The following is an 11472-nucleotide window of genomic DNA, read 5'->3' as shown; positions in this document are numbered from 1 at the left end:
CCCGCCGCTCCCGCAGCGGATCCCGAGCCGGCCGTCGCGCCGGAGCCGGAGACGGCCCCGGCCGCGAAGTCCACCGCACCGGCAGCGAACGCCAAGCCCGAGACCAAGCCCGCGCCGCAGAAGACGGCTCGGGCCAAGCGGGGTAAGGCGCCGATGCCGTCCTGGGAGGATGTGCTGCTCGGCGTGCGCAGCTCCGGGCACTGAGTCCGCCGCCGGGTCCTTCGGGCACCGAGTCCGCGGCCGGGCGCCGAATCCGCGGCGAGTCACCGAATACCGGCCGGGCATCGCTCCGGGGCAACCACATCGAATTCGCGGCGGAGGCCATCGGTCTCCGCCGCGAAGTCTTTCACCGTATCCACCCCCGTTCGGGCGCGTCGCCGCCGGAATAGTGGGAAACGGGGGTTGACACGCGCGCGGAAGTCAGAAGCGCCGGTGTTTCCGCTGTTGGGGGAGTAGATTTTTCGTATGCGCCCGATTCTCGTCGGGCGCGCAGCGAGCAGGCCGCGGCGTCGGATGTGGTTCGGCTCCCGTGATTGCTCGGGAGTAACCACGCTTACCCGTTCGAGCTCGGGAGGTGTCGCAGGTGCCATCCACAGCCTCGTCGATCTGGTACGTCGACGACCCGGACCCGGCGGCGGTCCTGCGCTCCCACCCCGATCCCGACCCGGAAGCCGCGCTCGCACTGGCCAAACAGCTCAATCCCGACCACGACGTGGTGCCCGCCGCCTCCGGCACCCTGAAGGTCTGGGCCGGCCCCGATCCCGGGTCGATGTACATCGGCTGCTTTCCGGGCGTCACCGTGGTCTGTACCGTGCAGGCGGCGCGCAGCCACCCGACCCGGCTGCCGGAACTGCTCATCCGGCCGCTGGCCTCCGAGCACACCTATCTGGTGTCCTATGACGTCGCACTGGGCTGGGGTGCGTTCGCGCATTGGGAGCGCGGGGAATTCCGTCGCGCCTTCAGCGCCACCCGGGTCGACATCGTCGAGGACGAAGGACTGCCGCTGGTGTGGGAGCGCCAGTACTGGGCCGGCGACCATCCGGTCCGGCTGCGGCCCGGTGATTTTCCCGATCCGCAGATCCTGCCGTTCGACCCGCCGGAATTCGCCGACGCCGCGAACGAGGAGTGGCTCGGATTCCGTTATCGGGCGGGCGCTTGCGGCGACGCACTGCTTCCGGACCGGATCGAGGTGTGCGGATTCAGCCTCTATCCCGCCGGGCAGGCGCCCGCACCGGCGACCCGGGAGACGTCGGTGACGATTCCGGCGAGTAAACGCTGGTTCGGCTGGCTGCGCGGACGCGACCGCGTGGTGTGATCGCGAAACCTCGATCGCGAAACCTATTGGGCCGCAGCGTCGATCAGCAGCACGACCCAGCCGATCAGTACCCCGGCGCCGAGTCCGGCGAGCACCCAGCGGGTGACCGGGGTGTGGCGCCACCGCCATGCGGTCGGTGCGGTACCGGCGACGGCGATCACGTTCACCGCCACCGCGAGCGTCCAATGGACATGGGCCAGTGCGACACCGAACGAGTACACCCCGGCGGCGGTCAGCGCGGCGACGAACACCGCCACGGCGATGCCCGCCGCCCACGGTGTCGGTTCACCGGGGGTGACTTCCGGGCGGCCCAGTGGGCGATTCACGAGGTCCGCACCCTTTCGTAGAACGCCATCGCGGCCGCGGTCGCGACATTGAGCGAATCGGTGCCGGGGGTCATCGGAATCCGGGCGCGGATATCGGTGGCGCGCATGGCCGCCTCGGTCAGACCGGGGCCCTCCGCGCCGAGCAGCAGCGCCACCCGGCCGCCGGTCATCGCGGTCGCCAGATTCACCGCCGCCGGATTCGGCGTCAGCGCGATGATCCGGAAACCGAGCTCGCGCAGCGTATGCAGGCCGTCGGGCCAGGTCGGCAGCGACGCGAACGGTACGCGCAGCACATGTCCCATCGACACCCGCACCGCGCGCCGATACAGCGGGTCGGCGCAGCGGTCGCCGAACAACACCGCGTCCGCGCCGAGTCCGGCCGCGTTCCGGAAGATCGAGCCGATATTCTCGTGATCGTTGACGCCCTCGAGCACCGCCACCGTGCGGGCGGTCTCCAGGATTTCCTCGGGCAGCAGTTCCGGTGGGCGGCAGGCGGCGGCGAGGACACCGCGATTGAGGTGGAATCCGACGATCTCGGCCATCACCTCGGCGCCGACGCGGTAATAGGGGATGTCCACACCGGCGAGGTCGGGGGCGAGCTGATCGAATCGGCGACCCACCCCGAGCAGGGCGAACGGCTGGAAACGCGAGGCCAGCATGCGTTGCACGACCACCACGCCCTCGGCCACGACCAGGCCTTTCCCGCCCGGAAGGTCGGGCCGCCGGTCGGCGGAGTTGAGGTCGCGGAAGTCGGCGACCCGAGGGTCGCCGGGGTCGACGATATCGATCACGTGGGCCACGGCAACCTATCCTGCACCCTGGCCGCGAATTCGGCCGAGCCAACTGTCGTGTGAAACACGGTTTGGCGGGCAACGCTATGGTGAACTCTTTATTGGTTTATCCACAGAACGATTTATCCATCGCAACGGAAGAGGACGCATGACCAAGCCGGAAGTCGAGTTCCAGGAAGGCCCCGCGCCCACCACGCTGGAAGTACAGGATCTGGTCGTGGGCGACGGAGCCGAAGCCGTACCCGGCGGCACCGTGGAGGTGCACTACGTCGGCGTCACCTACGACACCGGCGAGGAATTCGATTCGTCCTGGAACCGTGGCGAATCCATCACCTTCCCGTTGCGCGGCCTGATCCAGGGCTGGCAGGACGGTATTCCCGGCATGAAGGTCGGCGGTCGCCGCCAGCTGACCATCCCGCCGGAGCTGGCCTACGGCCCCGAGGGCTCGGGCCACCCGCTGTCGGGCAAGACGCTGATCTTCGTCATCGATCTGCTGAACGTCGTCGAGTAGGGACGTTCACTGCCGGACGATCTCGACCGGATCGGACAGATTCGTCGCCAGGACGGACTGCTGGGATGTGCTGTGTGCCGGTAAGGCGGTGAGGGCCTTGCCGGTTTGATCGGTCAGATTCGTCGAAATCTGCTGCATCTGTGTGACCCCGCCGGTCACCGCCTGCAGCGCACCCTGCAGTTGCGTGCTCGCCTGATCGGCGAGTTGCGGAATCTGCCCGGCCAAGGCGGCGCCCTGGTCCAGCTGGGCGGCGGCCGCGGTCAACCGGTTCGCGGCATCGCGCAGGATGGTGCCGAGGCCGGTGTTCGGATCGGTACTGCTCCCGGTCAGCCGGGCCACGCCCGCCAGTTGGGTGTCGGCCTGGCCCGCGATCGAGCGCAGCGCCTCCAGCTTGCCGATGATGTCGGTGAGCTGAGGGTCCGCCGCGAACGGCAGCGCTCGCAGCAGTGGCAGGACCTGGTCGAGCCCGGTACTCATCGCGTTCGCACCGGCACTGATCTGCCCGATGGTCAGTCCGGTGGCGTCGAAGGCGCCGGCCATGTTCTCGGCCTGATTCGTCGCCTGTCCCAGAGTGCTGTGTACCTGGCCGAGCTGCGAAGTCAGCGTCGCCGCACCGGATTTCGCGGAATCCAGGAAACCCAGCATCTGCTGGGCGCCGCCGGTGAACTGTCCGGCGGCGTCGGAGGCGGTCCGCACGCCCGCGTCGAGCAGCTGGGATGTGAAGGCGGCCTGCTGCATCGAACCGCGCGCGTTCGCGACCGCGCCCAGCGTCTGATCCACGCCGGCGGCCGCGATTCGCCGCGTCACCGCCGCGACCGCGTCGTCGACCGCGGCGGTGTCGGCGTGTTCGTTGGTGGCCACGATCAGCTGGGCCCGATGCGGTCGCGCCGTGGCGAGGGTGGCCAACGACGAACTGAGGTCGGCGGGCAGGGTGATCACCGCGGCATGATCGGTGCTGCGGGCACCGGGTTCGGCCACGGTCCAGGTGTCGTCCTCGGATTGCAGCGCCTTCACGATGCGGGCACCGGCGGGGCCGGTATCCGCGTTGACGATCGCGATATCGGTCGGCGCGGCACCACCGCGGGTGGCGGCGATCACCCCGCCGGTTACCGCACCGGCGACCACCAGGGTCACCACACCGAGCACTGTCCAGCGAAAACGTCTATCTGCCACGCCGTCAGACGGTAGCGGCGATGAATGCGCAAGTACTGGCGGATATCTGAGGGTTCTGTGAGGGAACTCGGACGAATCAGATTTCCGGCGGTGACGGTGCGGACATCGGACGGTCCGGCAATTCCAGCACCAGGCGCACCCCGCCCAGGATTCCGTCGTCGAAATAGGCTCGGCCACCGTGCAATTGGGCCTGCTGTGCGACCAGGGCCAGGCCCAGCCCGGAGCCGCCCTTGGTGGCGTTGGCGCCGCGGATGAAGCGGTCGAAGACGGTTCGCCGTTCCTCGGCCGGGATGCCCGCGCCGTTGTCGTCGACCGTGATCACGATCCGGCCGTCGGGGCGGCGATGAGCCGACACCAGGGCCTGGGTGGCGCCGCCGTGGCGGGCGGAATTGGTGAGCGCGTTGTCGACCGCCAGCCGCAGTCCGGTCGGCAGGCCACGAGTGATCAGTTCGGGATCGGTCTCGATCCGGACGGTGAGTTCCGGGAAGTGGCGCATCGCATCGTGGGCGGCGTGATCGACCAGATCGCCGATATCGGTTTCGACGTGGTCGCGTTCGTCGGTCAGCTCACCGGCGGCGAGCCGTTCCAGCGCGGCGAGCGTGGCCTCCACCCGGCCCTGACTGCGCTGCAGATCGTCGAGGATCTCCGCGCGCTGCTGCTCGTCGAGGTCCAGAGTGCGCAGCACCTCGAGGTCGGTGCGCATCGCGGTGAGCGGAGTACGCAGTTCGTGTGCCGAGACGGCGGCGAAATCGCGGGCCGTCTCGAGTGCCGCCGCCGTTTCGGCCTGGGCGTACTGCACGCGCTCCAGCAGCGAATTCACTGCCTCGGAAAGCTTTTCGGCCTCCCAGACGCCGGATCCGTCCACCCGGACCTCAGCCGTGCTGGTGCCGCTGCGCGCACTGACCTGCCGGGTGAGATCGCGGATCGGGCGCACCGCGCCGCCACCGAACACCCAGCCCAGCCCGGCCGCCGCGGCCACCGCCAGCCCGGCCGCGAACAGCACCCAGCGCCGCTGTTCGGACATGGTGTGATAGGCGTCGGTCAGCGGGATCGCGATCGATACGGTCCGTCCCTCGGGCTGATTCTCGGTCGTGGTCAGCACCCGGAACGGGGTGCCCTCCAGCGTGACCGTATGGGAACCCGGGTCTTCGGCCGGGAGGCGCACGCTGGTGGAGGCGATGATCTCACCGTGGTCGCGGACCGTCACCGCCATATCCTTGTTCGGCGTCACCAGCGACAGCACCCCGACCGCGATGAGCGGCTGCATCAGCACGATGCGCGAGGCGATGTTCAATTCCTGGTCGGCCTGGGCGAGATTGTTGCGGCCCAGTGCCACCACCGACACCCAGCTCAACACCGCGGTGATGATGATCGCGCCCAATGCCGCCGCCCCGGCGACCCTGGTGCGCAGCGAATAGGAGTGTCGCAGCCCGAAGCGCCGCCGTCCCGGTGCGGTCATCCCACACCGGCACAGGTCGTCGCGGCGGGCGCACCGGTCATTTCGGCATCCGCAGCACGAAGCCGACGCCGCGGATGGTGTGCAGCAGCCGGGGAGTGCCGTCGGCCTCCAGCTTGCGACGCAGATAGCCGACGAAGACGTCCACCACATTGGTGTCCGCGGCGAAGTCGTACCCCCACACCAGCTCCAGCAGTCGTTCCCGGCTCAACACCACCCCGGCGTTGCGGGCCAGTGTGGACAGCAGTTCGAATTCCCTTTTGGTGAGCTCGATTTCGTTACCGTGCAGCAGGGCGCGATAGCCGGCCACATCGATTTCCAAGGGGCCCACGGTGATCGAGCCCGGCGCCGCGGCGGGGGCGGTATCGGTGCGGCGGCGCAGCAGCGCCCGGATTCGCGCCACCAATTCGGCGAGGACGAACGGTTTCACCAGATAGTCGTCCGCGCCGGATTCCAGCCCGGCGATCCGGTCGCCGACCGAACTGCGCGCCGAGAGCACGCAGATCGGCACCTCGTTGCCCATCGCACGCAGCGCGGTCACCACGCCGGCGCCGTCGAGCACCGGCATGTTCATATCGAGCACGATGGCGTCGGGCGACTGTTCGGTCACGCTGCGCAGGGCCGCGGCGCCGTCGCGGGCGATGACCACCCGGAATCCGGACAGTCGCAAGCCGCGTTCCACCGAGGACAGCACATCCTCGTCGTCGTCGACCACCAGCACCGTCGGATTCTCGCTGCTCGCCACGGTGTGCAGTGTAATTTGACCGCGCGGCCCCGGGGGTGGCCCGAGGCCCGCGCGCGTTGCCGACCCGGTGCCCGGGTCAGTAGTTGTGGCAGGAATCGGCGACTTCCTGAATCGTCCGGCTCAGTCCAGCGGCCCGCGGGTCCTGCTGGGCGCGCTGCGCCTCGTCCGGATGCTGGGCCAGATACTGCTGGAATTCGGCGCGGCGCTGTTCCACCGGCTGATCGAACTTGGCCTTCAGCTCGGCCTTCTGGTCGGGGTTGTTGTCCAGGATCGAGGCCAGTTGCGGCGCCTTGTCGTGCAGGGCGGCGTCGACCTGTTCGAAGCTGCAGGTCGAATTCAGCAGCGGCGCAACCAGTTCGGTCGGACCCGCCGATGCGGTGGCGGGGACCAGCAGGGCGGCCCCGGCGGCCAGGCCCGCGGCGGTGAGGGTGGTTGCGGCAAATCCGCGAATGCGCATGATTCTCTCTCCCTGTGCGTCGGCACGTATGTGTCCGGCACGGTAGTGCCGGAGTCTGGGGCGTGCGTGAACCGATTCTGAGAAGACTCTGAACCGGGCCGGGCGCGCCCCGCACTCGCATGCCCCGATCAGGAACCGATACTCGAGCCGTTCGTGCTCGCCGCCGGGCCGGCCGTGGTCTCCGCCGCCGGGTCGGCGGTCGGATCGGTTCCGGCGAGCAGTTGATCCTCCAGTGCGATGAGCACCGCGGGATCCTCGATGGTCGCGGGCATCTCCCAGGTCTCGCCCGAGGCGATCTGGCGGATGGTGCGGCGCAGGATCTTTCCGGATCGGGTCTTCGGCAACGCCCGGACCACCGTCACGTCGTGCAGGGTCGCGATGGCGCCGATCTGCTCGCGCACGCGGGCGATGATCTCGGCGCGCAGTCGCGCCAGTTCGATGTCGACGCCGTTCTTGAGCACCACGTAGGCGATCGGCAACTGCCCCTTCAGTTCGTCGGGCACTCCGATCACCGCGGTTTCCGCGACCGCCGAATGTCCCGAGATCGCGGCCTCGATGCCGCCGGCCGAGAGCCGATGCCCGGCCATATTGATCACATCGTCGCTGCGGCCGAGGACGTACAGATATCCGTCCTCGTCGAAATAGCCGGAGTCGCCGGTCAGATAGTGCCCGGGATAGGCCGAGAGATAGGAGCGGGCGAAGCGCTCGTCGTCGCGCCACAGGCCGGTCAGCGAGCCGGGCGGGAGCGGAAGGCCGATCACGATATTGCCCTCGGCGCCGGTGGCCACCGCATCGCCTTCGTAGTCGAGGACGCGCAGCCGGTAGCCGGGTACCGGAACCGAGGCCGAGCCGGGTTTGATCGGCAGTTGCTGCAGCCCGAGCGGGTTGGCGCATACCGGCCAGCCGGTTTCGGTCTGCCACCAGTGGTCGACCACCGGGCAGTCGGGCAGGTCGGCCAGCACCGTCTCCCGGGTCCACTCGTAGGTGGCCGGGTCGAGTCGTTCGCCGGCGCAGAACAGCGCGCGCAGCGAGGACAGATCGTGGCGGCGGGCCAGCGCGGCATCCGGATCGGCGCGGCGGATAGCGCGCAATGCGGTGGGGGCGGTGAACATCACGTGCACCCCGTACTGCTCGACCAGCCGCCAGTAGGTGCCGGAGTCGGGCGTACCGATCGGTTTGCCCTCGAACAGTATGGTCGTCGCGCCGACCAGCAGCGGGGCGTAGACGATATAGGAATGGCCGACCACCCAGCCGATATCGGAGGTGGTCAGCATCACCTGACCGGGGGAGATGTCGTAGATATTGCGCATCGACCAGGCCAGCGCCACCGCGTGGCCGCCGTTGTCGCGCACCACGCCCTTGGGTTTTCCGGTCGTGCCCGAGGTGTAGAGGATGTAGAGCGGATCGGTCGCGGCCACCGGCACCGGGTCGGCCGGTTCCGCGTCGCGGACCATGTCCTCCCAATCCAGCCAGCGGGCCGCGATGGTCGCGGTGGAATCCGGCAGCGTGTCGGTGGCCGGCTGCGGGGCGGCGAACCGGATGGTCGGGAAGCCTTCGCGCTGCTTCACGACCACATTCCGCGGCGCGGTGGTGTGCACCTGGTCGAGTGCCTGCAGCACGATGGGCGGGTACTCGAGGCGCTTGTTCGGTTCCAGGCCGCCGGAGGCGGTGACGATCAGGACGGGTTCGGCGTCGTCGATGCGGGCGGCCAGTTCGTGCGCGGCGAATCCGCCGAAGACCACCGAATGCACCGCGCCGATCCGCGCGCAGGCCAGCATCGCGATCACGGCCTCGGGGATCATCGGCATGTAGATCACCACGCGGTCGCCGGTACGCACCCCGAGCCGCAGCATGGCGCCGGCGAACCGGGCGACCTCGGCCAGCAATTCGGCGTAGGTGTAGACGACTGTGGCGCCCGTCATAGCGGAGTCATATATTAAGGCGGGCTGATGCGCGCGACCGCCCGTTTTTTCGGAAATGCCCGTTTCGGCGGCGGTATCGGTATCGTCGTTCGTCGAGGCGGGTTCCGCTGTGAGATCGCGCACATGCCGATCGAGGGCGTTGTAGGAGGTGTTGAGGCGAGCATCGGGAAACCACCGAGCCGTCGGTCGTGCCGTGGTATCGAGAATCTGTTCGGGCGCAACGTCCCAGCTGATCGCCTCGGCCGCGCTACGCCAGAAGTCCGACGGGTCGACCAGGCTGGTCTGGTAGGTGGGCCGGTACTCCTGCTTCGCGTTCAACCGTATGACTCCCTGCCTCGCATCGATGCCCGCCTCGATAGATCAGCCTGATTGTGGCAGACTTCACGCGACGTCCGGGCGGCCGCCGCGACCTTTGATTTTGGCTGGAATAGCCAGGTTAACGGCTGGTGGTTGCCAAGAGGTCACACAAGAAGTTATTGATCCGTTAGAATCGCATGTCACCTATTTCGGCCGTCATGGACGCAATTTCTCGGCCAGCCGCAGTTCCCGGCCCGTTCTGCTTACCGAGCCGCGCGTGCGATCGTGGAGGCTCGCCGATGGCGCGTGGCTGGGGCCAGTTTGGAAAGTGAGTTGGAGATGCGTGACGCCGCTAGGCCCGTTGGGAAGCGCTGGGCGCTCGGCAACTGGGACCTGCGCTGGAAGGTTACGGCCGTGCTGGCCGTGCCGCTGCTCGTCGCGGTGGTACTCGGTGCTTCCAGGATCGCGTCCGAGTTCAGTGACTCGAGCCACCTGGATCAGGCGGTCGAGCACGTCGAGGCGATTCCGGCCGTCACCGGCCTGAGTGGTGCCGCGGCCACGGTCGCCGGTGGCCAGATGGCCGCGATCAGCCCGACCCAGTCGCTGGTGCAGGACGCGGACCTGACCCGGCTGGACGGCGCCATCCAGACGGCGCAGAAGGCCACGGCCAAGCTGGACGGCGTTCCGGGTGCGCGCGATGCGATCGAGCAGATGATCAAGGGCGCCCAGGCGGTGCGTGATCAGGGCACCAAACCCTCGCCGGTCCTCGCCGACGCGATCGCCCAGGAAGAGGCGATCCGCCAGAACAGCGTCCGCACGGTCGAGGAGATCGTCTCGACCATCTCCGACCCCGGCGTCGACGCGGCGAAGCTGCGCCTGGTCGACTCGCTGAACACCCGCGCGGTGATGGTCCAGGAGATCGCGGCCTCGGCCAAGACCCTGACCGGTGACGCCAAGGGCGGTCTGCACGACTTCCAGGTCGCGGGCAACACCGAGAAGTACATGCTGGACCTGCTGGCCAAGCGCCTGCCCGAGAACGATCCGACGATCGCCGAGCTGAACGGCTTGCTGCAGAACCGGATCACGATGACCAGCGGGCCGAACGTCGACGTCGGTCAGCTGCCGCTGATGGATATCAAGCAGTCGCTGGTCGACAGCCTCAACGGCTACACCAAGATCGTCGGTTCCTCGACCCAGGACATCACCTCGCGGGTGAACGACCTGGCCGGTAACGCCCGGGCCGGCGCCATTCAGTACGCGATCATCGTGGTCCTGACGATTCTGGCCGCGCTGATCTTCGCCGTGCTGGTCGCGCGGGCCATGATCGTGCCGCTGCGCAAGCTGCGCCTGGCCGCGCTGCGCGTCGCCGAGCACGACCTCGGCTACGAGGTCTCACGTCTTCGTGACGGCGCCAGCCCCGAGGATGTGCCGCTCGAGCCGATGCCGGTGCACACCGAGGAAGAGGTCGGCCAGCTCGCTCGCGCGGTCGACGACATCCACGGTCAGGCCCTGCGCCTGGCGGCCGACCAGGCCTCCATGCGTACCCAGGTCAACGATATGTTCGAAACCCTGGCGCGCCGGTCGAAGTCGCTGGTCGACCATCAGCTCTCGCTGATCGAGGCGATGGAGTACGACGAGAAGGACCCGCGCCTGCTCGAGAACCTCTTCCGGCTCGACCACCTCGCCGCCCGTATGCGTCGAAACGGCGACAACCTGCTGATTCTGGCCGGTACCCGGCAGCGGCGCAGCAAGTCCGCGCCGGTCGAGATCGCCGACGTGCTGCGTGCCGCCATCTCCGAGGTCGAGGACTACGAGCGCGTGAAACTGGGCGCCACCCCGCGCGGCGCCATCACCGAACCGGCCGCCTCCGACCTGGCGCACCTGTTCGCCGAGCTGCTCGACAACGCGCTGCGCGCCTCGCCGCCGGAGACCGACGTCAAGTTCACCTTCGCCCAGGCTCACGATCAGGGTCTGCTGATCGAGGTCGCCGACCGCGGTATCGGTATGCCGCCCGCGGAGATGGCATCGATCAACCGGCGCCTGGAAACGACCGCCGAGGTCGGCGCGGACACCGCGCGTCACATGGGTCTGTTCGTGGTCGGCCGGCTGGCCGAGCGGCACGGCCTGAACGTGCGCCTGCGCCCGACCTTCGACACCGCCCGCGATCCGGGCGTCACCGTCACCGTGCACGTGCCCAAGGCGATCATCGTGGCGCCGTCGGGCGGAACGGTCTCCCTGCCGGATCAGTCCGGTGAGCAGATGTCGGTGCCGACCCAGCGGCCGTCCGCGGCGTCGTCGATGCAGATGCGCGGCGTCACCCGGACCCCGAGCGGCAACATGATGGTCACCGTGGATCCGGGCGTGAGCGGGCCGATTCCGATCACGCCGGCCGCGGATGCCGGCGACGACCGCACGGTGCGCACCAACGGTGCCGCCGCCGCGGCGAACGGTTCGGCCGCGGGCGGGCTTCCGCAGCGCC

11 protein-coding genes are annotated in these 11472 nt (G+C 68.7%); 4 read left to right on the top strand and 7 right to left on the bottom strand.

Annotated elements, in window-relative coordinates; all coding sequences use genetic code 11:
• Window positions 1-204, top strand: a 204-nt coding sequence (gene sepH, locus NK1_RS35265; RefSeq protein WP_245660997.1) for a septation protein SepH, incomplete at its 5' end; no start/stop codon positions are given.
• Between the two features lie 379 nt (window positions 205-583).
• Window positions 584-1315 carry a DUF6928 family protein gene (locus NK1_RS32895; protein WP_063015097.1) on the top strand — a complete coding sequence of 244 codons (732 nt, stop codon included), beginning with the start codon at window positions 584-586 and terminating at the stop codon, window positions 1313-1315.
• 23 nt (window positions 1316-1338) lie between these two features.
• Here NK1_RS32895 and NK1_RS32890 read toward each other — a convergent pair whose 3' ends face one another.
• Window positions 1339-1641 (bottom strand): DUF2537 domain-containing protein, encoded by a 303-nt coding sequence (locus NK1_RS32890; protein WP_245660996.1) that lies wholly within the window; start codon window positions 1639-1641, stop codon window positions 1339-1341.
• The gene (locus tag NK1_RS32885) at window positions 1638-2441 is read right to left on the bottom strand and encodes a TrmH family RNA methyltransferase (RefSeq protein ID WP_063015093.1); all 804 of its coding nucleotides are present in this window, start codon (window positions 2439-2441) and stop codon (window positions 1638-1640) included. The genes NK1_RS32890 and NK1_RS32885 overlap by 4 nt, the downstream gene beginning before the upstream one ends.
• Window positions 2442-2580: 139 nt before the next feature.
• Here NK1_RS32885 and NK1_RS32880 point away from each other — a divergent pair, with 139 nt between their 5' ends.
• Window positions 2581-2943 (top strand): FKBP-type peptidyl-prolyl cis-trans isomerase, encoded by a 363-nt coding sequence (locus tag NK1_RS32880; protein WP_036498008.1) that lies wholly within the window; start codon window positions 2581-2583, stop codon window positions 2941-2943.
• A gap of 6 nt (window positions 2944-2949) precedes the next feature.
• Here NK1_RS32880 and NK1_RS32875 read toward each other — a convergent pair whose 3' ends face one another.
• The 5 genes from NK1_RS32875 to NK1_RS32855 all read right to left on the bottom strand — a co-directional run bounded on the left by NK1_RS32875 (window position 2950) and on the right by NK1_RS32855 (window position 9014).
• The gene (locus NK1_RS32875; RefSeq protein WP_063015091.1) at window positions 2950-4116 is read right to left on the bottom strand and encodes a YhgE/Pip domain-containing protein; all 1167 of its coding nucleotides are present in this window, start codon (window positions 4114-4116) and stop codon (window positions 2950-2952) included.
• 76 nt (window positions 4117-4192) lie between these two features.
• The gene (locus tag NK1_RS32870; protein ID WP_063015089.1) at window positions 4193-5575 is read right to left on the bottom strand and encodes a sensor histidine kinase; all 1383 of its coding nucleotides are present in this window, start codon (window positions 5573-5575) and stop codon (window positions 4193-4195) included.
• Window positions 5576-5612: 37 nt separating this feature from the next.
• The gene (locus NK1_RS32865) at window positions 5613-6317 is read right to left on the bottom strand and encodes a response regulator transcription factor (protein WP_374726717.1); all 705 of its coding nucleotides are present in this window, start codon (window positions 6315-6317) and stop codon (window positions 5613-5615) included.
• A 76-nt stretch (window positions 6318-6393) separates the two neighbouring features.
• Entirely contained in the window at window positions 6394-6774 is a 381-nt protein-coding gene (locus tag NK1_RS32860) for a hemophore-related protein (RefSeq protein WP_063015085.1), read from the bottom strand.
• Window positions 6775-6902: 128 nt separating this feature from the next.
• The gene (locus NK1_RS32855) at window positions 6903-9014 is read right to left on the bottom strand and encodes an AMP-binding protein (RefSeq protein ID WP_063015083.1); all 2112 of its coding nucleotides are present in this window, start codon (window positions 9012-9014) and stop codon (window positions 6903-6905) included.
• A gap of 318 nt (window positions 9015-9332) precedes the next feature.
• Between NK1_RS32855 and NK1_RS32850 the strand changes: the two genes are divergently transcribed.
• On the top strand, window positions 9333-11472 hold a 2140-nt coding region (locus tag NK1_RS32850), incomplete at its 3' end, for a HAMP domain-containing sensor histidine kinase (protein WP_157104564.1).

Source organism: Nocardia kruczakiae NBRC 101016 (genome assembly GCF_001612965.1).
Classification (GTDB): domain Bacteria; phylum Actinomycetota; class Actinomycetes; order Mycobacteriales; family Mycobacteriaceae; genus Nocardia; species Nocardia kruczakiae.
The sequence above is the reverse complement of the archived record's forward strand: the minus strand, read 5'-3'. Positions and strand labels throughout refer to the sequence as shown.

Excerpts from the sequence above, each read along its gene's own strand:
- NK1_RS32880 (WP_036498008.1), top strand. The coding sequence starts at position 2,581 with ATGACCAAGCCGGAAGTCGAGTTCCAGGAAGGCCCCGCGCCCACCACG.
- NK1_RS32870 (WP_063015089.1), bottom strand. The coding sequence starts at position 5,575 with ATGACCGCACCGGGACGGCGGCGCTTCGGGCTGCGACACTCCTATTCG.
- NK1_RS32860 (WP_063015085.1), bottom strand. The coding sequence starts at position 6,774 with ATGCGCATTCGCGGATTTGCCGCAACCACCCTCACCGCCGCGGGCCTG.